Source organism: Pantoea sp. AS-PWVM4, assembly GCF_000468095.1.
GTDB lineage: Bacteria > Pseudomonadota > Gammaproteobacteria > Enterobacterales > Enterobacteriaceae > Pantoea > Pantoea phytobeneficialis.
The window spans coordinates 126796-149545 of sequence record NZ_ASZC01000015.1 but is presented as its reverse complement, the minus strand read 5'-3'; the positions used below and the strand labels follow the sequence as shown (position 1 = coordinate 149545).

The following is a 22750-nucleotide window of genomic DNA, read 5'->3' as shown; positions in this document are numbered from 1 at the left end:
GATTTATCGCGCAACATGCACGGATTTGCGCAATAAATTGCGCCGCTACGGTATGTGCCAAAACCTCCCGGCATCACTGACTTTATCGCGCCATTCCGCAGATCGCACAAAACCGCCTGAAGATATTTTGTTCAGCTGCCGATATCTCTCTACCATCCACTGATATTAAGGAGAGATATCGTGATAAAGCTGATAACCGTTGACGAACTGCGGCCGGGGATGTTTGTCCACAAACTGGAGGTGTGGTGGATCAAAGACAAACGCATTCGCAACCAGATGCTGATCAGTGATAAACGCCAGATCGCCTGGATCCGTAATGAAGGGATCCTTGAAGTCTGGATCGATCTTGATAAATCGGTGCAGGCACCACAGAAGCCACCTGAACCGAAAAAAGACATTCCGCAAACGCCGTTTTTTCACGAAATTGACCAGGCGCAGGCGATCTTTACCCAGGGTAAACCCCAGGTGCTGGCAATGTTCAACGAAGCGCGCCTTGGGCAGGGCCTCGACCTCAACTATACCCTGAACCTGGTGGACGAAATCGCCGGATCGCTGACGCGTGAACCCACCGCGTTACTCAGCATGGCGCGCTTGAAAAACCATGACGACTACACCTATCTGCACTCGATGGCGGTATGTGGTTTGATGATTTCGCTCGGTAAAAAACTCGGGCTGGATGAACAACAGCAGCGGCGCGTAGGCATGGGCGGATTGCTGCATGATGTCGGCAAGGCGGCGGTGCCGCTGGAGATTCTCAACAAACCTGGCAGGCTCACCCCGGAAGAGATGGCGATCATGCGCCAACATCCGATTGTCGGCGCGCAGATGCTGATGGAAGCCGACGCGGATGAGGATTTACTGGATATTACGCTCCATCATCATGAAAAAATGGATGGCAGCGGCTATCCGCACGGCCTGAAAGGGGAAGAGATCAGCCTTTTTTCACGTATGGCAGCGGTGTGCGACGTGTACGATGCCGTGACCTCCGATCGCCCCTACCGTAAAGGCTGGACCCCGGCTGAAGCGATGCACAACATGCTGAGCTGGCGTGGCCACTTCGATATCAAATTGCTGCAAACCTTTGTGCGTTCCATTGGGATCTATCCGGTGGGATCGCTGGTGCGGCTGGCCTCCGGGCGGGTAGCGCTGGTGGTACAAGCCGGTGAGCAATCGCTGTTGAAGCCGAAAGTGCATGTCTTCTGGTCGCTGCATGCGCAGCGGGAAATCAAACCAGAAGAGCTTGATCTCGGCGACAGCTTTTGTACCGACAGCATCACCGGTGCTGAAGACAGCAGCATGTGGCATAACATCGATCTCAATCGTATCTGGGCGCTGGAAAGCGCCTGATTTTCGACCATTTTTATACTTTTTTTACGCCCGCCAATCGCCTTTTTACCTCTTCTTTATATCGCCGCGCGCATGCTTGCAGCACAACCAAATCCTCTGGAGGTCGCTGTGAGTGTGGGCGTGATAACCGGCATCGTGCTGGTGTTTTTATTACTGGGCTATCTGTTTTATGCCCTGCTTAACGCGGAGGCATTCTGATGGCTGCCAATGCATTTCTGCTGATCGCGGTGTTTCTGCTGGTGCTGATGGTGCTGGCGCAGCCACTTGGACGCTTTCTGGCGCTGATGATTGCCGATAAACCGCTGCTGCCGCGCACCGAGCGCGCACTGTGGCGGCTGGCGGGTGCTGACGGCGAGGCGATGCGCTGGCCGCATTATCTGCTGGCGATTCTGCTGTTTAACGCGCTGGGCTTTGTCTTGTTGCTGGTGATGCTGATGATGCAGGGCGCATTGCCGCTCAATCCGCAGCACTTGCCGGGGCTGAGCTGGGATTTGGCGCTGAACACCGCCATCAGCTTTGTCACCAACACCAACTGGCAGTCTTACAGCGGTGAAAGCACCATGAGCTACTTCAGCCAGATGGCGGGATTAACGGTGCAAAACTTCCTGTCGGCAGCCACCGGTATCGCCGTAGCGTTTGCGTTGATTCGTGGTTTTGCCAATCGCTCGCTGGCGACCCTGGGTAACGCCTGGCGCGATCTGACCCGTATCACGGTTTATGTGCTGCTCCCCATCAGCCTGCTGATGGCGCTGTTCTTCGTCAGTCAGGGCAGCATTCAGACCTTTGAACCCTATCATGCGATCTCTACGCTGGAAGGGGCGCAGCAAACCTTGTCGCTCGGTCCGGTAGCGTCGCAGGAAGCGATCAAAATGCTCGGCACCAACGGCGGAGGGTTCTTCAATGCTAACTCGGCGCACCCGTTTGAAAACCCCAATGCACTGACCAACTTCGTGCAGATGCTGAGTATCTTCCTGATCCCGGCGGCGCTGTGCTTCGCGTTTGGTCAGCAGGTGGGCGATCGTCGTCAGGGGCATATGTTGCTGTGGGCGATGACGTTGATGTTTGTGCTGGCGGTGGTCACGGTGATGTGGGCTGAGCTGCGCGGTAATCCGCACTTCCTGACGCTGGGAGCTGACAGTGCCATCAACATGGAAGGCAAGGAGACGCGCTTTGGCATCCTCAATTCCAGCCTGTTTGCAGTGATCACTACGGCGGCCTCCTGTGGTGCGGTGAATGCGATGCACGACTCCTTCACCGCGCTGGGCGGCATGGTGCCGATGTGGTTGATTCAACTGGGTGAAGTGGTGTTCGGCGGCGTGGGGGCCGGGTTGTACGGCATGTTGTTGTTCGTGCTGCTGGCGGTGTTTATCGCGGGCCTGATGATTGGCCGTACCCCGGAATTCCTCGGTAAAAAAATCGACGTCTGGGAGATGAAGATGACCGCGCTGGCGATTCTGGTGACGCCGACGTTGGTGTTGATCGGCACGGCGCTGGCGATGATGACCGAAGCGGGACGGGCCGGTATGGCTAACCCCGGCACCCACGGTTTCAGCGAGGTGCTGTACGCCGTCTCTTCGGCTGCCAACAACAACGGTAGCGCCTTTGCCGGTTTGAGCGCCAACACGCCATTCTGGAACCTGCTACTGGCGGTCTGCATGTTCGTTGGTCGCTTCGGCATCATCATTCCGGTGATGGCGATTGCCGGTTCGCTGGCGGTGAAAAAAGTGCAACCGGTGGGTAACGGGACACTGCCGACGCACGGCCCGCTGTTTGTCGCCCTGCTGATTGGCACCGTGCTGTTGGTGGGTGCGCTGACTTTCATCCCCGCGCTGGCGCTTGGTCCGGTGGCGGAACATCTGCAATTAATTCAGGGATAACGGAATCATGAGTCGTCAACAACTGGCCCTGTTTGATGCGCGACTGACGCGCGTCGCTATGCTGGATGCGGTGAAAAAACTCGATCCACGCGTGCAGTTTCGCAACCCGGTGATGTTTCTGGTGTGGCTCGGTAGCGTGCTGACCAGCGTACTGGCGATCGGCATGGCCGCAGGGCAATTAAACGGTAGCGCCGGTTTTACCGCCGGGGTGGCGGTCTGGCTGTGGTTTACCGTGCTGTTCGCCAACTTTGCGGAAGCGCTGGCGGAAGGGCGCAGCAAAGCCCAGGCCAACAGCCTGAAAGGGGTGAAAAAAAGCGTCGATGCGAAAAAACTGGCGGAGCCACACTACGGAGCCGCCTGGAAAGCCGCGTCGGCGGATAGCCTGCGCAAAGGCGATGTGGTGCTGGTGGAAGCGGGTGACATCATTCCGTGCGATGGCGAAGTGCTGGAAGGGGGAGCCTCGGTGGACGAAAGCGCCATTACCGGCGAGTCGGCCCCGGTGATCCGTGAATCCGGCGGTGACTTCGCCTCGGTGACCGGCGGCACGCGCATACTTTCCGACTGGCTGGTGATCCAGTGCAGCGTCAATCCGGGGGAAACCTTCCTCGACCGCATGATCGCTATGGTGGAAGGTGCCAAACGCCGTAAAACCCCGAATGAAATTGCGCTGACCATTCTACTGGTGTCGCTCACCATCGTGTTCCTGCTGGCGACCGTCACGTTGTGGCCATTCTCTGCCTGGGGCGGTACGCCGGTCAGCATCACCGTGCTGGTCGCGTTGCTGGTGTGCCTGATCCCCACCACCATCGGTGGCTTATTGTCGGCAATCGGCGTGGCGGGGATGAGCCGTATGCTCGGTGCGAATGTTATCGCCACCAGTGGCCGTGCGGTGGAAGCGGCGGGTGACGTTGATGTGTTGATGCTGGACAAAACCGGCACCATCACCCTCGGCAACCGTCAGGCGACGCAGTTCCTGCCAGCGCCCGGCGTCAGCGAACAGCAACTGGCCGATGCAGCGCAACTGGCCTCGCTGGCGGATGAGACGCCGGAAGGGCGCAGCATTGTGGTACTGGCAAAGCAGAAGTTTAACCTGCGTGAGCGTGACCTCAGCAGCATGGGGGCCAGCTTTATCCCGTTCTCGGCACAAACGCGTATGAGCGGCGTGAACGTGCAGGATCGCCTGATTCGTAAAGGGGCGGTGGATGCGGTGCGCCGTCATATCGAAGCCAGCAATGGCCGCTTCCCGGCGGAGGTGAATGCCGCGGTGGAAGAGGTGGCGCGTGCCGGTGGGACACCGCTGGTGGTGGCGGAAGGCGCTCAGGTGCTGGGCGTGGTGGCGCTGAAAGATATCGTAAAAGGTGGCATCAAAGAGCGTTTTGCCGAACTGCGCAAAATGGGCATCAAGACCGTGATGATCACCGGTGATAACCCGTTAACCGCTGCCGCGATTGCGGCTGAAGCGGGCGTGGACGATTTTCTCTCGGAAGCGACCCCGGAAGCCAAGCTGGCGCTGATTCGCCAGTATCAGGCGGAAGGGCGGCTGGTGGCGATGACTGGCGATGGCACCAACGATGCCCCGGCACTGGCGCAGGCTGATGTCGCGGTGGCGATGAACTCCGGCACCCAGGCGGCAAAAGAAGCGGGCAATATGGTCGATCTCGACTCCAACCCGACCAAGCTGCTGGAGGTGGTGCACATCGGGAAACAGATGCTGATGACACGCGGTTCACTGACCACCTTCAGTATCGCCAACGACGTGGCGAAATATTTCGCCATCATCCCGGCTGCGTTTGCCGCCACCTATCCGCAGCTCAACATGCTGAATGTGATGCAGCTGCACTCCCCCAACTCCGCCATTTTGTCGGCGGTAATTTTTAACGCGCTGGTGATTGTGTTCCTGATCCCGCTGGCCCTGAAAGGGGTGAGCTACCGCCCGCTGAGTGCCGCTGCGTTGCTGCGCCGCAACCTGTGGATTTACGGGGTGGGTGGGCTGGTGGTGCCGTTTATCGGCATCAAAGCGATTGATGTGTTGCTGACCCTGTTGGGCTTGGCGTAAGGAGAAGAGAAATGAGTCAGTTACGTCCGGCTATTGTATTGTTAGTGCTGCTGGCGGTCATCACGGGTGGCGTATATCCGCTACTCACCACCGGCCTGGCGCAATGGTGGTTCCCGACGCAGGCCAATGGTTCGCTGCTGGAGCAGAATGGCGAGGTGCGAGGTTCTGCCATGATTGGTCAGGCATTCAGCCAGCCCGGTCATTTCTGGGGCCGCCCGTCGGCCACTGGCGACAGCGCCTATAATCCGCTGGCTTCCAGTGGCAGCAATCTGGCAGGCAACAACCCGGCGCTGGATAAAGCGGTGGCGGAGCGCGTCGCGGCGCTGCGTGCCGCCAATCCACAGGCCCCGACGGCGGTGCCGGTGGATCTGGTGACCGCTTCGGCCAGCGGCCTCGACCCGGATATCTCCCCGAAAGCTGCGCTGTGGCAGGCACCGCGCATTGCAGCAGCGCGCCAGATGCCGTTGCAGGAGGTTGAAGCCTTGATTGCACGCCATACTGAACGTCCGTTGCTGCCGTTTACTGGCGAAGAGACGGTGAACGTGCTGCGGTTAAATATGGCACTGGATGCATTAAATAACTAACACCGTAGCGGCGCGGTTTTGTGCACGCTGTGGGAAAAATCTGCGCGATAAATCGCGCCGCTACGGATCGGAGAGATAACGGACTGAACATGAACGACGAACTGCCGCGCCCGGACCCCGATGCGCTGCTGCTGAACCACAGCGATAGCCATCGCGGCAAACTCAAAATCTACTTTGGTGCCTGTGCCGGGGTGGGGAAAACCTACGCCATGCTCCAGGAGGCGCAACGCCTGCGTGCCCAGGGACTGGATGTGCTGGCGGGTGTGGTCGAAACCCACGGCCGTGATGAAACCGCCGCCCTGTTGCAGGGGCTGGCGGTTTTGCCACGTCGCGCCACCGGCCGTTCACGGCACGCGGAGTTCGATCTGGATGCCGCGCTGGCGCGCCATCCAGCGGTGATCCTGATGGATGAACTGGCGCACACCAACGTGCAGGGTTCACGCCATCCGAAGCGCTGGCAGGACATTGAAGAGTTGCTCGATGCCGGTATCGATGTGATCACCACCGTCAACGTTCAGCATCTGGAAAGCCTGAACGATGTGGTCGGTGGCGTTACCGGTATTCAGGTGCGCGAAACCGTGCCCGATCCCTTCTTCGACGCCGCAGATGAAGTGGTGCTGGTGGATCTGCCTCCCGATGATCTGCGTCAGCGGTTGAAGGAGGGCAAAGTCTACGTTGGCGACCGCGCCGAACGTGCTATCGAAAACTTCTTCCGTAAAGGCAATCTGTTTGCCCTGCGTGAACTGGCGCTGCGCCGTACCGCCGACCGGGTCGATGACCAGATGCGTGCCTGGCGCGATCAACAGGGACGCGACAAGGTGTGGCACACGCGTGATGCCATTCTGTTGTGCATAGGCGATGACACCGGTAGTGAAAAGCTGGTGCGTACCGCGGCACGGCTGGCGGCACGGCTTGGCAGCGAGTGGCACGCAGTGTACGTGGAAACGCCACGCCTGAATCGCCTGCCGGAAGCGCGTCGCCGCGCCATTCTGCGCACGCTGCAACTGGCGCAGGAGCTGGGGGCGGAAACCGCCACTTTGTCCGATCCCGACGAGGCGCGCGCGGTACTGCGCTACGCCCGTGAACACAACCTCGGCAAGATCGTCACCGGCCGCCAGCCACAGCGGCGCTGGCGGCGTGACAGTTTTGCCCAGCGGCTCGGTGAACTGGGGCCGGACCTCGATTTGCTGGTAGTGGCGCTGGATGAACCGGTACGCGATGCCCCTTCGCAGCTAAATGGTCAGCGCGCCAGCGCGGAAAAATGGCGTATGCAGCTCCGCGGCTGCCTGATGGCGCTGGTGCTGTGCATCCTGGTTACCGCCGCAGGTCGCTGGTTGCTGGTTGAGTTTGCCCCGGCCAATGGCGTGATGATCTATCTGCTGGCGGTGGTGATTGTCGCGCTGCGCTTTGGTCGCTGGCCGTCGGTCTTCGCCACGGTGATCAACATCCTCGCTTTTGACCTGTTCTTTGTGGCACCGACCGGCACCGTGGCGGTGTCGGATCTGCAATATCTGGTGACTTTCGGGGTGATGCTGGCGGTGGGGGTGATTGTCGGTAATCTGACGGCAGGTGTACGTTACCAGGCGAGGGTGGCGCGTTATCGCGAGCAGCGGGCACGCCATTTGTATGAGATGGCGAAGTCGCTCGGCAGCGCGTTGACGCCACAGGATATCGCCAGCACCAGCCAGCGGGTGATTGAGGTGACGCTTCAGGCACGCAGTCTGCTGCTGCTGCCGGATGAGCAGGGCGAGTTGCAGGCGGTGGGGGAAAGCAGCATGGGCACGCCACCGGACCTGGGCATTGCTAAGTGGAGCTACAGCAAAGGGCAACCCGCCGGGGCCGGCACCGATACCTTACCGGCGGTGCCGTACCAGATTCTGCCGCTAAAAAGCGGCAACCACTGCCGTGGCCTGCTGGTGGTGGAGCCAGAGAATTTACGTCAGCTGATGATCCCGGAACAGCAGCGGCTGGTGGAAACCTTCACCGTATTGATCGCCAACGCACTGGAACGGATGGCGCTGTCGCAAAGCGAAGCCGCTTCGCGCCTGGCGGCGGAGCGTGAGCAACTGCGTAACGCGTTGCTGTCGGCGCTGTCGCATGACCTGCGCACGCCGCTGACAGTGTTATTCGGTCAGGCGGAAATGCTGATGCTCGACCTTGCCAGCGAACAGCCGAAATATGTCGCACAGGCTAATCAGATCCGCGAGCAGACGCTAAGTACCATCCGGCTGGTCAGCAACATGCTGGATATGGCGCGCATCCAGTCTGGCGGGTTGAATCTGCGTGAAGAGTGGGTGGCGCTGGATGAGGTGATCGGTGGGGCGCTGAGCAGCATGGGCCCCTCGCTGAAAGGCCATGACTTCACCCTCGATCTGCCTGCTGAGCTGGTGTTGATCAAAGGCGACAGCAGCATGCTGGAGCGGGTGTTTACCAATATCATCGAAAACAGCCTGAAATATGCCGGGAACGCGGCACAGCATGGCATTCGCGCCTGGCGTGAAAATACCCGGCTGGAAATCGCCATTTGGGATAGCGGCCCGGGGATTGCGCCGGATGCCCTGACACGCATCTTTGATAAGTTTGCCCGTGGCGATAAAGAATCGGCCGTGCCGGGCGTGGGTCTCGGACTGGCGATTTGCAAAACCATTGTCGAATCTCACGGTGGACGCATCTGGGCGGAGAACCGTCCTGAAGGCGGCGCTTCGTTCCGGCTCTCGCTGCCGCTGCCGCCGCCTCCTGAAATTTCTGAAGACGGGCTGAAATAACTTCACATTTGTTCGGTTATAATCGCCGACTTGTCGGTTGATTAATGGGAAATTATGGAACGTTTTACCGAGAACCTGATGTATGCATCGCGCTGGTTGCTGGCACCGGTTTACATCGGACTTTCACTGGGATTGCTGGCGCTAACGATTAAGTTTTTCCAGGAGATTTTTCACCTGTTGCCTGACATCCTCAGCATCGGTGAAAACGATCTGATTTTGCTGCTGCTGTCGCTGGTGGATATGACGCTGGTTGGTGGCCTGCTGGTGATGGTGATGCTGTCCGGTTATGAGAACTTTGTTTCTAAGCTGGATATCGCCGAACACAAAGAGAAGCTGAGCTGGCTCGGCAAGATGGATTCCGGTTCGCTGAAGAATAAAGTGGCGGCGTCAATTGTGGCGATTTCCTCAATTCACCTGCTGCGGGTGTTTATGGAAGCGCGCAACGTCGCCAATGATAAACTGATGTGGTTTGTGATTATCCACCTGACGTTTGTGCTGTCGGCGTTTGTCATGGGTTATCTGGACAATATGTCCAAAGCAGAGAAAAAATAATTCCGTAGCGGCGCGATTTATCGCGCAATTTCGTGCGCGATGCGGGAAAAAGACGCGCGATAAATCGCGCCGCTACGACGGCACTCTGCCTGCGGGTTGTGTCCCCGCTAACTGCGGCATCACTTCGCGAATCATGGCAAAAAACTTCTGCAACCTTGCCGGGTAGTAACTGGCCCACGGATAGGTTAGCCATACCGGTAACGGCGGTGCCTGCCACTCTGGCACCAGTTGAATCAAATCGCCGCGCGCCAAATCCTCCTGCACTACCCATGACGACACCACGGCCGCGCCCATGCCCGCCAGTGCGGCTTTGCGTACCGCGTACAGGCTGTCGCTGGCCAGGCGTGGGCTGATCGCCAGATTCACCGGATGTCCGTCGCTCAGGCGTTGGAGCGCAATCTCGCCGTGATAAAAACTGGTGAGCGCCAGCCACGGCAGATGCGGTAACTGTTCAACCTTTTCCACCGGCGGATGCGCGGCCAGTAACGATGGGGCAGCCACGACAAAACGCGGCACCTCTGCCAGCAGAATGGCCACCACTGAAGGGTCGGTCGGCGCACCAACCTGAATGGCACAGTCGACGTTTTCGGCGACAAAATCGGGCGTGCGGTCGTTCAGCATCCACTCCACATTCAGACGCGGATAGCGTTGCAGATAATCCACCAGCGGGGCGACCAACTGATCCTGGCCAAACGCATGTGGCGCCCGCACCCGCAACGTACCCACCGGGTCATCGCTGGCACCGGTCAACTCATCTTCCAGCGCGTACCAGGTGGCGAGCAGTTGGCGTGCCTGCTGGTAGCAACGCTCGCCGTCATCGGTGAGTTTTAGCGCGTGGGTGGTGCGCAGAATCAGCTTTAGCCCCAGCCGCTGCTCCAGCGCCTGCAAACGGCGGCTGATGGTCGGTTGGGTGGTGCCGAGTTGCGCGGCAGCTGCCGATAGGGAGCCGCTCTCCACGATGCGGATAAAGGTTTGCATCAGTTCGATGCGATCAACGCTGGAAAGATTGCTCATACGTACCACGTATAACGGTTTTGCCTTTCATCAGTCTACCGCGTATGGCTGTGACGCGCTTTAATAAACGCACTTTCACGGGGGAACCGAATTATGTCTGCCATGACGCAATCATCTGAACAGGTCACTGAGTCACTGCCCACACCGCTGGTCTTTACGCTGGCGGCGGGTGCCGGTCTGAGTGTCGCATCGATTTACTACAGCCAGCCGATGCTGGATATCATCAGCAAACAATTTAACGCCAGCATTGGCAGCGTCGGCATGGTGCCGATGCTGACGCAGGCAGGCTATGCGCTGGGCATCCTGCTGCTGGCCCCGCTTGGCGATCGCCACGATCGTCGTACCATCATCCTGATAAAAGGTTTGCTGCTGATGGCGGCGCTGCTGCTGTGTGGTTTCTCCGGCGGCCTGAACGCGCTGCTGATCGCCAGCTTTGTTACCGGTTTAACCGCCACCGTGGCGCAGGATATTGTTCCGGCGTCAGCAGCGCTGGCCCCGGAACGTAGCCGGGGGAAAACCGTGGGTACGGTGATGACCGGGCTGTTGGTCGGCATCCTGCTCTCCAGGGTGGTGAGCGGCGTGGTGGCGGAGTACTTCGGCTGGCGCACCATGTACCTGGTGGCTGCCGCAGCGGTACTGATGATCAGCCTCGCCCTGTGGCGCGTGCTGCCACGCTTTACACCGGGCACCTCGGTGAGTTATCCGCGTCTGCTGCTGTCGCTGGCGCATCTGTGGCAGCATCACCAGACGCTGCGCCGTGCCGCACTGGCGCAAGGCTTGCTGTCCGTAGGTTTTAGCGCCTTCTGGTCAACGCTGGCGCTGATGCTGAGCGATCGCTTCCATCTGGATAGCGCAGTGGCAGGTGCCTTTGGCCTGGCGGGTGCCGCCGGTGCGCTGGCCGCACCGCTGGCGGGGAGCTTTGCCGACCGCATCGGTCCGGCCCGTGTGACCCAATATGGTGCCACGCTGGTCATGGTGTCCTTTGCGCTGATGTTCCTGTTGCCGGTGTTGCCGGTATCCGCCCAGCTTGGGTTAATCATCATCAGTACCGTCGGTTTTGACCTCGGCGTACAGGCGACGCTGGTGGCGCATCAGACGCTGGTCTACAGCCTCGCACCGGAAGCGCGTAGCCGTCTTAACGCCCTGATGTTCACCGTGGTGTTTATCGGTATGGCAACCGGTGCCGCGTTGGGTAGTCTGGCGTTGGCGCACTGGGGCTGGACCGGTGTGGTAGCGCTCTCGACCCTGGCGGCGGCGATAAGCCTGATGATTCGTCTGGCGAGCCGTCACCTGAAAAACTGATGTGTCAGGCTGCCTGATGAATTTAGTTGCATGGATGGCAACAGGTGCGCAACATGGGGCATCGCAATTTCTGGCAACTACAGGAGCCTGTTATGAAAGTTTGGTTGCTCGCCCTCATTGGGCTGTCACTGTCGACCAGTGCGCTGGCGGAAGATCCCAACGCAGACGCGGAACAAAACGTCTATGCCAGCCAGTTGTGCCATCTGGTAAGCAGCGAAAAAAGCACCGGAACGATGGACAGTTATGTGACAAAAATGAAGGCGCAAATCGCCAGCGGCCAGTCGGAATTCGATGAAGAGATGGCGCAGGAAGTGATCAGCGGTTGGTTACAGTTGGGCGAGGATGAACGCAGCCAGTTGCGTCATAACCAGCAGCAATGCGAACAGACGGTGATGACGCAATTTCAGCAGGAAGATTAAATCTTTTTATCGACCGGGGTAGCCCTAAAATTCGCGCCATTTTTGGCGCGTTTTTTATAGCTTTTTTGTACAGATTGCGTACATAATCGCCAGCGTTTGGCATTGGACTTGCATCACCATAACGAGACACAGCCTCAAGGCTGTCCCTTTCCTGACAGTGGCTTCACAGCATGATGATAACGCGTCGCCGCCTTTTGCTGGCAACCGGGGCAACAGTACTTTCGATGACCACAGGCAAACTGTTTGCCCGTGATGACATTATCCCTCTCTGGCCGGAAGATCCGCCCGGTGGCGGTGGCCCATCGGGTTTGCTGCGTGTCAGTGCCAACGGTTCCTGGTCCAACATTGTCTCCCCGGCTATCCAGCGTTTTCGCCCGGAAAATCCCAATGGCGAAGCGGTGCTGATTGCGGCGGGCGGCGGTTATAAATGGATCGGTATGGGGCGCGAGGCCTGGCCCGTAGCGCGCTGGCTCAATGCCAACGGCTACACCGCCTATGTGCTGAGTTACCGCTTACCGGGCGAGAAGTGGCAGGCGGGCCATCTGGCCCCGTTGCAGGATGCGCAGCGCGCGATTCGTCTGGTCCGTTCCTTTGAACGCAAAGTCCATGTGCTGGGTTTCTCGGCGGGCGGTCATCTGCTGGGAATGGCGGCGGCTCGCCCTGATTTCGACAGCTATCCGGCGCAGGACCCGCTTGATGAGGTGGTGCCGAAAGTGGACAGCGTCGGCCTGATCTATCCGGTGATCACCCTTGAAGCACCGTATCAGCACACCAACACCCATTTGATGATGGTGGGGAAAAACGCCACCCCGGCGGAAGAGGCTAACTGGTCGGTACAGAACTTTGTTACCCACAACTATCCGCCCACCTTTCTGGCGCAGGCGGAAGATGACCACACCTCTAATCCGTATAACACCGAATTAATGCGTGATACCTGCCGCCGTATGCGCGTGCCAGTGGAGCTGATCGAGTTGAGCAGTGGCGGGCACGGTTTTGGCCTGGGTAAAGCGGGAACGCCAGCGGCACTGTGGGATCAGGCTTATACGCGCTGGCTGGACCATCTGAGCTAAGCTTTTGATTAAGTAAGGTTAAAATATTTATCCGGCTGCAACGGTTCCGGCAACTGATCACCGTTCATCGCCTTCAGGTTACGCTCAATCGCCACACAAATGGCGTCCAACGGCAGGTCATTCGGCGCGGTACCAAACGGGTCTTCCAGTTCCTCCGCCAACGATTCCAGCGACAAAAAGGTGTAGGAGATAAACACCGACACCAGTGGCGTCATGGCGTGCAGATCTGACACCAGCGCAAAAGGCAGCAGGGTGCAGAACAGATACACGGTACGGTGCAGAATCAAGCTGTAGGCAAAAGGAATCGGCGTGCTGGCGATACGATCGCATCCGCCCAGTATCGTGGAAAGATGATTCAGGTTCTCATCGATGCTTTGCCAGACAATATCCGACACATGCCCTTCATGCCGTTGTTGCGCCAGCCACTCCCCCATACACATCAAAATCTGCGTGGTCGCCAGCGGCTGATGTAGCACCGCATTGTGCCAGCGCGGCGGCAGGGTGCGCTGCAAATCCGTCAGCGGGTCCGTGCGGCGAAGTTGATGCTTCAGGCTCAGATTGAAGGCAATTTGCAGATCGGCAAATTCACGCGCCTGATCCAGGCTGAGCGTGCGAATACTTTTTACCTGGCGCAACAGGGAACGCTGGGTAATCAGCAATGTCCCCCACAGGGTGCGGGCTTCGGTAAAGCGTGCGTAGCTGGCGTTGTTACGAAAGCCAAGGAAGATGGCGATCGACACACCAATCAGGCTAAACGGCGCGGTAGTCAGATGGATACCGAGCGTTTCATACCAGGGAAAACCGAGGATGGCGACAAGCGACATCAGCAGGTTGAGTGACAGGCGGAACAGGATGCTGGTGAGCACTGAACCATGCCAGTCAAACAGCCGCAGGAACCAATGCTGGTGGGGACGAACAATCATTTTTGCGATGGTGAATTTTTGATTTTGTGATCACAGGTTACGCCTGTCTTCACCGACTGATCAACGTTGTTTCGCAGGCTTTTGGCGAGGGAATGGTTGTTTTTTCCAGTTAAATCAATCTTCTAAAATCGTTTTGAACAACTTATAAAATTCTTTCCGTTATCTCTTCAGCACGGTTTTTTTTAAAGTTCATCTCAACGACACAACACACAAAACCTATACCGCTGAGGAATTTACCATGTCTAAACTTGACCTGCTCGACCCGCAAAACTCTACCCTGATCTTCATCGACCACCAGCCGCAGATGGCATTTGGCGTGGCCAATATCGATCGCCAGCAGCTCAAAAATAACACCGTTGCCCTGGCAAAAGCGGGCAAGATTTTCGACGTGCCGGTGATTTACACTTCGGTGGAAACCGAAAGTTTTAGCGGCTACATCTGGCCGGAACTGCTGGCGGTACACCCGGAAGCGAAGCCGATTGAGCGTACCTCAATGAACTCATGGGAAGATGCCAAATTTGTTGCCGCGGTAGAAAAAACCGGACGTAAAAAGCTGATTATCTCCGCGCTGTGGACCGAAGTGTGCCTGACCTTCCCGGCACTGATGGCGTTGAAAGCGGGTTATGAAGTCTATGTGGTGACTGACACCTCAGGCGGCACCAGCGTGGATGCCCACGAACGTTCGGTACAACGGATGGTGCAGGCCGGTGCGGTGCCGGTGACCTGGCAGCAGGTGTTGCTGGAGTACCAGCGCGACTGGTCACGCAAAGAGACCTATGACGCGGTGATGGACCTGGTGCGTGAGCACAGCGGTGCCTACGGTATGGGCGTTGATTATGCCTACACTATGGTGCATAAAGCGCCGCAACGTCAGCTTTAATAGGGCAGATGCGTTTTCAGGGCATCGATAAACAGCCGTAGCGCCATCGACTGATGGCGGTTAGGAGGAAACCACAAGGCGATGCCCGCCGACTGCACACGCCACTCGGCCAGCAACTCCACCAGCTGGCCGTTGGCTAATCCTGCGCTGGCGTACGGCAGCGGCAGGTAAGCGATACCTAAACCGCTGATGGCCGCCTGGGCCATCAGCGCATTGTTGTCGAGCGTCAGCGTACCCGGCACATCCATTTCCAGCGACTCCTCCTGCCGTTGATATTCCCAGCGATAGCGTTTACCACTCGGCAGCCGCTGGCGGATGCACTGGTGCTGCTGTAAATCCTGCGGATGCTGTACCGGCGGATGATCAGCGAGGTAAGCCCCGGCTGCCACGGTAACAAACGTCAGCGGGCCGCCAAGCGGCACTGCCACCATATCCTGCGGCACGTCTTCAATCAGCCGAATGCCGGCATCAAAACCCTGCGCGGTGATATCCACCAGTGCACCCTGCGCGGCGAGGTCCAGTTCTATTTGCGGATATTGGACGCTGAACGCCGGAATAACATGCGTTAGCAGCAAGCCAATTGCCGCATCGCTGGCGCTGATACGTAGCGTGCCGGAATGCTGCTGGCGCTGAGCGCTGACGTCAAACAGCACCTCGTCCATCTCATTCAATAGCGGCGTCAGCCGGCTGAGCAACTGCTGGCCTGCCTCGGTCAGTGCCACGCTTCGCGTGGTGCGCTGAAACAACTGTACACCCAGATTGTGTTCCAACCCTTTTACCAGATGGCTGAGTGAGGAACGTTTTAGCCCGAGCATTTCGGCGGCGCGGCGAAAGCTGCGCTGCTCCGCCAGCGTTCTGATGGCTTGCAGTTCATGCCACGAAGGTCTTCTCATTGGTGGTTTTTCCTCACCAGGTCATGCGCGATTAGGGAGACGATAACCACCAGTAAAGCGATCTACCATCAGGTTTTCAACAGGAGGAAACAAAGATGAAAACCTGGTTAATTACCGGTGCCAGCAATGGGCTGGGTCGTTTGATGAGTGAACGCTCACTGGCGCGTGGTGATGTTGTGATTGCCTGCGTTCGTCGGGTGGCGGCGATGGCTGACCTGCAACAACGCTACGCTGAACGTTTGCAGGTTATCGCGTTGGATCTGGCGCAGACCGCCACCATTGCACCCGCCATCACGCAAGCTTTTGCCAGCGCCGGGCGCATTGATGTGGTGGTGAGCAACGCCGCTTACGGCCTGTTTGGTGCCGCCGAGGAGCTGAGTGATGCGCAAATTGAACGGCAAATTGCCACCAACCTCACCGGCTCGATTCAGCTGATTCGTGCAGCGATTCCGCTGCTGCGTCAGCAGGGCGGCGGTCGTATTGCCCAATTGTCGTCGGAAGGCGGCCAGGTGGCTTATCCCAACTTCAGCCTGTATCACGCCACCAAATGGGGCATTGAGGGTTTTGTTGAGGCGGTACGCCAGGAGGTCGCGAGCTTTGGCATCGACTTTTTGTTGGTGGAACCTGGCCCGACGGCGACCAACTTTGGTGCCGGACTGGATGTGGCTACGGCGCTGGAATGCTATCGCGCTACCGCCTCGGGTGAGCTGCGACGCAGGTTGCAGTCAGGAGAGTTTGCCATCCTCGGTGATGCAGAAAAATGTGTGACAGCGATGATCGCCACCCTGGAACAGCCGCAGATGCCGTTGCGACTGGCTCTTGGCAGCACCGCTTATCAGCACATTGATATGGCCTTACAAAATCGTCTGGCGGAGTTGCATACGCAAAAAGCACTGGCCTATGGCGCGGATGCCTGAGCAGACTACAGTAGAGGCAGAGCCTGATTAAACTCCAGGAGTTGCTATGTCTGTGCAATCGTTTCAGATTGATATCGCGCAATCACAGTTGGATGACCTCGAATGGCGTCTGCGCCAGACGCGCTGGGCGGCGACCCTGCCCGGCGCTGCGTGGCAGAAAGGCACCGCGCCTGATGAGCTAAAAGCGTTGGTGGATTACTGGCTGCATCAGTATGACTGGCGTCAGCAGGAGCACGACCTTAACCAGCTTGGGCATTATTACTGGCGGCAGGATGAGATGCAGATCCATTTTGTCCACCAACGCGGCAACGGGCCTGACCCGTTGCCGCTGTTGTTGACTCACGGCTGGCCCGATTCGTTTTTGCGCTACCAGAAAATTATCCCGCTGTTGACCGATCCGGCACGTTTTGGTGGCAAGGCGGAGGATGCGTTCGATGTTATCGTGCCATCGCTGCCGGGCTTTGCCTTTTCGGCCTGCCCGCCGGGCGGGGTTAACAACGCGCAAATCGCCGATCTCTGGGCGCAGTTGATGACCGAGTTGGGCTACCCGCGTTTCGCCGCCAGCGGGGGCGATATTGGTTCTGGCGTCACCCGCTACCTTGCGGTGCAGCATCCCGACAGGTTGGTGGGTATTCACCTCACCGATATCGGGTTGGTACGCCCGTTGATGCAGGCGACCGGTGCAGATCTTACCGATGAAGCGCGCGACTATCAGGCGGCAGCGATGAAATGGATTACGCAGGAAGGGGCGTATATGGCGCTGCAATCCACCAAACCGCAAACCCTGGCATTTGCGCTCAATGATTCCCCGGTCGGACTGGCAAGCTGGATTCTGGAGAAATTCCACAGTTGGGGTGATTGCCAGGGCAATGTGTTTGGTCGCTTCAGCAAAGATGAGTTGCTCAATAACATCATGTTGTACTGGCTTACCGCTAGCTTCGGCACCTCAGCCAACCTCTATTACGAAAACAGCCACTCGCTTCCGCCGATGGCGAAAATCACCGTGCCAACCGGGTTGACGCGTTTTCCGTATGACCTGATGCCGCCGCCGCGCCACTGGGCAGAGCAGAATCTGGCTATTCGGCACTGGCATGAACTGCCACGCGGTGGGCATTTTACCGCGATGGAGGAACCAGAGTTGTTGGCGCAGGAGATTCGGGCGTTTTATCAGCCATTGCGCTGAAAGGTATCATTTCTGGCGATATCTAAAATCAAAAATCACGATTTCCGTGATGTCTTCTCCTTTGTCATGCTGAGCACCATCGGAAAAGGCAGGGATTCGCTATCACTGCCACACTTACCTTTTTGCTGACGAGGATGACTGACAATGCAAGCGATGATCTTAAAAAGCCCCGGTGGACTGGAGAATTTGCAATTGGTGGACCTGCCGGACCCCGGCAAACCTGGGCCGGGTGAGATCCGGGTGGCAATTCATGCCACTTCACTGAATTTCCACGATTTACTGGTCGCCCAGGGGGCCATTCCGACCGCTGATGGCCGCATTATGATGGCAGACGGCGCGGGGGTGGTGGAAGAGATTGGCGCTGGCGTCAGCGAATTTAAGGTGGGCGATCATGTGGTATCCGGCTTCTTCCCGCAGTGGCAAGACGGATTATCCTCGGCTCAGGTCGGAAACTTTGCCCAAACACCGGGCGATGGTGCGCACGGTTTTGCCGCAGAAGTGGTGGTGCGTCCGGCCAGCCACTTCACCCTGGCACCAAAAGGCTGGCGACATGCGGAAGCGGCGACTATCACTACCTCCGGTCTGACGGCCTGGCGCGCCTTGGTGGGTGATGCGCAGATCAAAGCGGGTGATACCATTCTGACGCTGGGTACCGGTGGCGTGTCCATCACCGCGCTGCAAATTGCCAAAAGCATGGGCGCACGGGTGATCGTCACCTCCTCGTCCGATGAAAAGCTGGCGCGTGCGCGCGAGCTGGGCGCGGATGAGGTGATTAACTATCGCAGCACGCCGGAGTGGGGCAAAGCGGTGCAGCAATTGACGCAGGGTCAGGGTGCGGATGTGGTGATTGAGCTGGGCGGTCCCGGCACGATGGCGCAATCGATCGAAGCGGTGCGAGTCGGTGGTCATATTGCGTTGATCGGCGTGCTGACCGGGCGTGAGGGCGTGATCCCTACCTCGCTGTTAATGGCAAAGCAGGCGCGCATTCAGGGATTGATTGTCGGCCATCGCCGCCAGCAGCAGGACTTTGTGCGCGCACTGGATCAGACCGGCATTCGTCCGGTGATCAGCGACAGTTACGGCACCCTGGGAGATCTACCGGCCGCGTTTCAGCATCAACAAAACGCCGGTCACTTCGGCAAGATTACGGTGGAATGGTAAATTTCATTGCGCGATAAATCGCGCCGCTACCGTATCTGCAAAGCTTCATAACGACGCGATTCATCGCGCTGTTATGAACAATATCTGCAAAGTTTCGTAGCGGCGCGATTCATCGCGCTACAATTAATAATAATCGCCGTGACGATAATCCCACGAAGGGAAAATATCCGACAGCAGCGACATAATCTTATCAACATCAAGACCTTTGCGGATCAGCACCGGACAGGGTGTGATTTTGCGCTCGCCTTTTTGCTCCGGGATTAAACGACCTTCATTATCCACCATCGACACCATCACTCCCTGCTCATAACGCACTTTGTTGTCGTCATTGGGTTGAATGGATTTCACGTAATCGTTGGCAGCAATAATTAAATCGGCACGGGATTCAATGCGTTCGCCAATACCTTCAACCAAGCCGCGGTTACCCTGACCGGATGGGTTAGCGGAGCTGGCAAAGGAGAATTTACCGTGTTTTTCCCACAATTCTTTTGCCAGTATTTCACCCGGCTTGCCGAATTTAATCACGAAACAGCTGGTCTGGCGGCCATCCATCATTAACGCTTTGGAACCGTCAGCCGGAATACGCGACAACGCATCTTCACGCCACGGTAAGATGCAGCCCAGCAGAATGTCCTGATCCCAGTGGCGTTGATACAGTTCGTCGATTTCCGGGTTGAGCTGTGCCAGGGAACGCAGTTGCTCCAGCGAGCCGCACAGCACCACGCCTGGCTTGTTGCGATTACGGTTTTTCGCCTCGAACTTGCGCTCCAGACCGGCTTTATCGGAGGTCATAATGATGTAGCCGACCTTGGTGGGGCTGACGATCATGCCGCCCTCTTTGGCCAGAATGTCGATGGCTTCGTGCTGTAACCCGCCATTCCAGGTTATTTTTTTACCGCTCATGGAAAGACCCTATCTGCATACAAAATATGACGCACAGGAATATTACCTGCGATGAATATAAGGGATTACGTTATTAACCCGATATTTCTTCAGGATATGCTCTGCCGTTATTTATTAGCAGGCAAACCATTAGAGTTATAGGGTTAATTGCAGCGTTCAGCAATAATCTTCTCGGGATAATAATACTAACAATAACCGTCATGCAACTGATGAAAATAACGATAAAATAGATAGGGTTAATTTTAAATAACGCTTAAGAACTGTGGTGTTATTTAGAAAATTGAAGCGCTAAACAGGTGGTTACCTGTTTAGCGTTGCGTTTAAAAAAGGAGAGAATGCGCCGTGGCGCGCAGCGCGATACCTAACAGAATACCCGGTACGGCGAAACGGAACAGTCGTGGGAAGCGACTGGACAGCCCGAGGAAAATGCCGATGCCGGGCAGGTCGAAGGTCTGGATCAGCAAACCTGCCGACGCGTTAATATTGTGGGCGCTGTACAACCCTTTTTCCACCAAACCAGCAATGACGCCATAGTAGGCCGTGCCGCCTGCCAGGCATTTGGTGAGCGCGGGCAGAATGTAGACCTCGGAAATATTCAGCCGATCCAGCAACGGAGACAACCACCGGGTCAGCAATTCTACGCCACCGGCCTCTTTCAGAATGCCGACTACCGATAAGGAGAGGATCAACATCGGTAGCGAGCCAAGCGCCAGACGAATCGCATCGGAACCGGCATTATTGATAATGGCAATCAGGCCGGGCTTCGCTTCGTTATGACTGATTCCTTCGTCTTCATCACGCAGCGCGACGGCAGAGAGCTTACGACCAAAAAAGTGGTAAGTGGTGGAAGCCGCCACGATGCCCCCACAAATCGAGATCAGTATGGCCGCCCCCCAATGCAGACCGGCAGGAATCAAAGGATAAAAGGCATTTGCCTGGCCCATGGCAAATAACATGCTGAGCGTGGCAGCCATATGGCGATCGGAGGTGCCACGTTTTTCCATAATCGCCAGGGCGGCGAGCGGAGCGGCGAAACTGACAAAATTTAACTGGATGAGAGCAAATAACGCCAGCCCGGTAATACCCAAAGGTTTTAATAACGGCGTGGTATGACGCACAATAAAATCGAGTACGCCTTTTGCCTCCAGATATTTCATCACAAATAACATAACAACCATGATGGGAATCAGCGTATACAGCGCCACATCCACGGAGGCTTTGCCCGCCGACATAATAATACTGATGATATTCATGCCTGATTCTGTTCCTTGCTACTTAATCCCCGCTGCGCAAAATAAATATTCACGCCAGCCTCCCTCTGCCAAATAATTCACCAAAAAAACAGCCATGCGATAAATGCGTTAGCGTCTGCAAAGGAAGAAATGTTATCCCGGCGAGCGAGGATTGAGTAGTAAAGAAACAGAGTTTTTGTCTGGAAGGGAAAGGGAGGAAAGCCAGCATGCAGTAACATGCTGGCCGGGTTAGTTAGCGCATCGTCACAAACTCTTCCGCTGCGGTCGGGTGGATCGCCACGGTGTTGTCGAAGTCTTTTTTGGTGGCACCCATTTTCAGCGCCACTGCAAAGCCTTGCAGCATCTCATCCATGCCAAAACCGATACCGTGGATACCGACGATTTTCTCTTCCGGTCCTACGCAGACCAGCTTCATCCGGCATGGCTGACGGTGTTGGGTGACGGCGGTGTACATGGCGGTGAAGGCCGATTTGTACACTTTCACCTGATCATCGCCGTACTGCTCACGCGCCTGGGGTTCGGTCAGACCGACAGTGCCAATCGGCGGGTGGCTGAACACCACGGTCGGGATATTGTTGTAATCCAGATGTTCGTCCGGCTTGTTGTTGAACAGACGCTCAGACAAGCGACGGCCTGCTGCTATCGCTACTGGTGTCAGCTCCACCGCACCAGTGTTGTCGCCCACTGCGTAAATGCCCGGCACGCTGGTGTTCTGGAACTTATCCACCTTGATATAACCTTTCTCATCCAGCGCCACGCCAGTGACGGCCAGATTGAAGTTATCGTTGGCTGGCTCACGGCCAATCGCCCATACCAGGCAATCTACGGTTTGCTCCTGACCGTTTTCCAGTTGCAGCGTCAGGCTGCCGTCAGCGTTTTTGATCACCGCTTGCGGGATGGAATCGGTATGCAATGACGGGCCTTCAGCCTGCATCACTTCAACCAGCGTATCGGTGATCAGCGGATCAAAGCTGCGCAGCGGCGCGTGCTTACGCACAAACAGGTGGGTTTCCGCGCCCAGCGCGTTGACCACCCCTGCCAGCTCCACGGCGATATAACCGGCTCCGACGACCGCCACACGTTTTGGCAGCGCATCCAGCTCAAAGAAGCCGTCGGAGTCGATGCCGTATTCTGCTCCCGGCACGTTGGGATGGCTTGGACGGCCACCAGTGGCGATCAGGATATGATCAGCGGTAATGGTTTCGCCGTTCACCTCCACGGTGTGCGCATCAACAAAACGGGCGAAACCTTTGATTACTTCCACCTTATTCTTGCCCAGCACGTTGTCGTATGAGGTGTGGATACGATCGATATAGGCGCTGCGATTTTTCACCAGGGTTGACCAGTCGAAGCGGTTAACCGTGGTGTCGAAGCCGTAATCCGGGCCATACAGGTGAATAGCTTCGGCAATCTGCGCCGCGTGCCACATCACTTTTTTTGGTACGCAACCTACGTTGACACAGGTGCCGCCCAGCTCTTTGGCTTCAATCAGGGCGCATTTCTGGCCGTACATCGCTGCACGGTTAATGGAGGCGATTCCGCCGCTGCCGCCGCCAATGGCAAGGTAGTCAAAATGTCTGGTCATCAGATGTGTCCATTTGCAGGAAGAAAAATTGGGTTAGAGTGTAACGCTGACAGGGGAAAGGGCGCA

The 22750-nt window shown here is 57.2% G+C and carries 20 protein-coding genes; 14 read left to right on the top strand and 6 right to left on the bottom strand.

What is annotated here, in order from left to right:
- The first annotated feature begins 180 nt into the window (after positions 1–180).
- The 7 genes from L579_RS14325 (at position 181) to L579_RS14300 (ending at position 9181) form a co-directional block, all read left to right on the top strand.
- Positions 181–1347 (top strand): HD-GYP domain-containing protein, encoded by a 1167-nt coding sequence (locus L579_RS14325; protein ID WP_021184934.1) that lies wholly within the window; start codon positions 181–183, stop codon positions 1345–1347.
- A 108-nt stretch (positions 1348–1455) separates the two neighbouring features.
- Positions 1456–1545 carry a K(+)-transporting ATPase subunit F gene (kdpF, locus tag L579_RS23370; protein WP_071783594.1) on the top strand — a complete coding sequence of 30 codons (90 nt, stop codon included), beginning with the start codon at positions 1456–1458 and terminating at the stop codon, positions 1543–1545.
- Positions 1545–3224 (top strand): potassium-transporting ATPase subunit KdpA, encoded by a 1680-nt coding sequence (gene kdpA, locus L579_RS14320; protein WP_021184932.1) that lies wholly within the window; start codon positions 1545–1547, stop codon positions 3222–3224. Before kdpF ends, kdpA begins: the two co-directional genes overlap by 1 nt.
- Positions 3225–3231: 7 nt before the next feature.
- The gene (gene kdpB, locus L579_RS14315) at positions 3232–5280 is read left to right on the top strand and encodes a potassium-transporting ATPase subunit KdpB (protein WP_021184931.1); all 2049 of its coding nucleotides are present in this window, start codon (positions 3232–3234) and stop codon (positions 5278–5280) included.
- 11 nt (positions 5281–5291) lie between these two features.
- Positions 5292–5864, top strand: coding sequence for a potassium-transporting ATPase subunit KdpC (gene kdpC / locus L579_RS14310; RefSeq protein WP_021184930.1), 573 nt, complete (start codon positions 5292–5294; stop codon positions 5862–5864).
- 89 nt (positions 5865–5953) lie between these two features.
- Positions 5954–8629 carry a two-component system sensor histidine kinase KdpD gene (gene kdpD / locus L579_RS14305; protein ID WP_021184929.1) on the top strand — a complete coding sequence of 892 codons (2676 nt, stop codon included), beginning with the start codon at positions 5954–5956 and terminating at the stop codon, positions 8627–8629.
- A gap of 54 nt (positions 8630–8683) precedes the next feature.
- Positions 8684–9181 (top strand): TIGR00645 family protein, encoded by a 498-nt coding sequence (locus tag L579_RS14300; RefSeq protein ID WP_013510903.1) that lies wholly within the window; start codon positions 8684–8686, stop codon positions 9179–9181.
- Between the two features lie 72 nt (positions 9182–9253).
- On the opposite strand, the gene L579_RS14295 is transcribed toward L579_RS14300, so the two are convergent.
- Positions 9254–10195, bottom strand: coding sequence for a LysR family transcriptional regulator (locus L579_RS14295; protein WP_021184928.1), 942 nt, complete (start codon positions 10193–10195; stop codon positions 9254–9256).
- A gap of 93 nt (positions 10196–10288) precedes the next feature.
- Between L579_RS14295 and L579_RS14290 the strand changes: the two genes are divergently transcribed.
- From L579_RS14290 to L579_RS14280, 3 genes are all read left to right on the top strand, one after another.
- A complete protein-coding gene (locus L579_RS14290) occupies positions 10289–11497 on the top strand; it encodes an MFS transporter (RefSeq protein WP_021184927.1) in 1209 nt (402 codons plus the stop codon).
- A gap of 92 nt (positions 11498–11589) precedes the next feature.
- Positions 11590–11916, top strand: coding sequence for a hypothetical protein (locus tag L579_RS14285; RefSeq protein ID WP_021184926.1), 327 nt, complete (start codon positions 11590–11592; stop codon positions 11914–11916).
- A 173-nt stretch (positions 11917–12089) separates the two neighbouring features.
- Positions 12090–12986, top strand: a complete 897-nt coding sequence (locus tag L579_RS14280) for an alpha/beta hydrolase (protein ID WP_036626774.1) — start codon at positions 12090–12092, stop codon at positions 12984–12986.
- Positions 12987–12994: 8 nt separating this feature from the next.
- Here the strand turns inward: L579_RS14280 and L579_RS14275 are convergent, their stop codons facing one another.
- Positions 12995–13909 carry a bestrophin family protein gene (locus tag L579_RS14275; RefSeq protein ID WP_021184924.1) on the bottom strand — a complete coding sequence of 305 codons (915 nt, stop codon included), beginning with the start codon at positions 13907–13909 and terminating at the stop codon, positions 12995–12997.
- A 238-nt stretch (positions 13910–14147) separates the two neighbouring features.
- On the opposite strand from L579_RS14275, the gene L579_RS14270 reads away from it, so the two are divergent.
- Positions 14148–14789, top strand: a complete 642-nt coding sequence (locus tag L579_RS14270; RefSeq protein ID WP_021184923.1) for a hydrolase — start codon at positions 14148–14150, stop codon at positions 14787–14789.
- Here the strand turns inward: L579_RS14270 and L579_RS14265 are convergent.
- A complete protein-coding gene (locus L579_RS14265) occupies positions 14786–15682 on the bottom strand; it encodes a LysR family transcriptional regulator (protein WP_021184922.1) in 897 nt (298 codons plus the stop codon). The genes L579_RS14270 and L579_RS14265 overlap by 4 nt on opposite strands.
- 95 nt (positions 15683–15777) lie before the next feature.
- Here L579_RS14265 and L579_RS14260 point away from each other — a divergent pair, with 95 nt between their 5' ends.
- From L579_RS14260 to L579_RS14250, 3 genes are all read left to right on the top strand, one after another.
- Positions 15778–16599 carry an SDR family oxidoreductase gene (locus L579_RS14260; protein ID WP_021184921.1) on the top strand — a complete coding sequence of 274 codons (822 nt, stop codon included), beginning with the start codon at positions 15778–15780 and terminating at the stop codon, positions 16597–16599.
- Positions 16600–16645: 46 nt separating this feature from the next.
- Positions 16646–17782: an epoxide hydrolase family protein gene (locus L579_RS14255; RefSeq protein WP_021184920.1), complete on the top strand. Its 1137-nt coding sequence runs from the start codon at positions 16646–16648 to the stop codon at positions 17780–17782.
- Between the two features lie 144 nt (positions 17783–17926).
- The gene (locus L579_RS14250) at positions 17927–18943 is read left to right on the top strand and encodes a zinc-dependent alcohol dehydrogenase family protein (RefSeq protein ID WP_021184919.1); all 1017 of its coding nucleotides are present in this window, start codon (positions 17927–17929) and stop codon (positions 18941–18943) included.
- A gap of 123 nt (positions 18944–19066) precedes the next feature.
- Here L579_RS14250 and L579_RS14245 read toward each other — a convergent pair whose 3' ends face one another.
- From L579_RS14245 to gorA, 3 genes are all read right to left on the bottom strand, one after another.
- Entirely contained in the window at positions 19067–19846 is a 780-nt protein-coding gene (locus L579_RS14245) for an L-threonylcarbamoyladenylate synthase (protein WP_021184918.1), read from the bottom strand.
- Between the two features lie 320 nt (positions 19847–20166).
- Positions 20167–21099: a nucleoside recognition domain-containing protein gene (locus L579_RS14240; protein ID WP_021184917.1), complete on the bottom strand. Its 933-nt coding sequence runs from the start codon at positions 21097–21099 to the stop codon at positions 20167–20169.
- 232 nt (positions 21100–21331) lie between these two features.
- Positions 21332–22684 carry a glutathione-disulfide reductase gene (gorA, locus tag L579_RS14235; protein ID WP_021184916.1) on the bottom strand — a complete coding sequence of 451 codons (1353 nt, stop codon included), beginning with the start codon at positions 22682–22684 and terminating at the stop codon, positions 21332–21334.
- Positions 22685–22750: the final 66 nt, after the last annotated feature.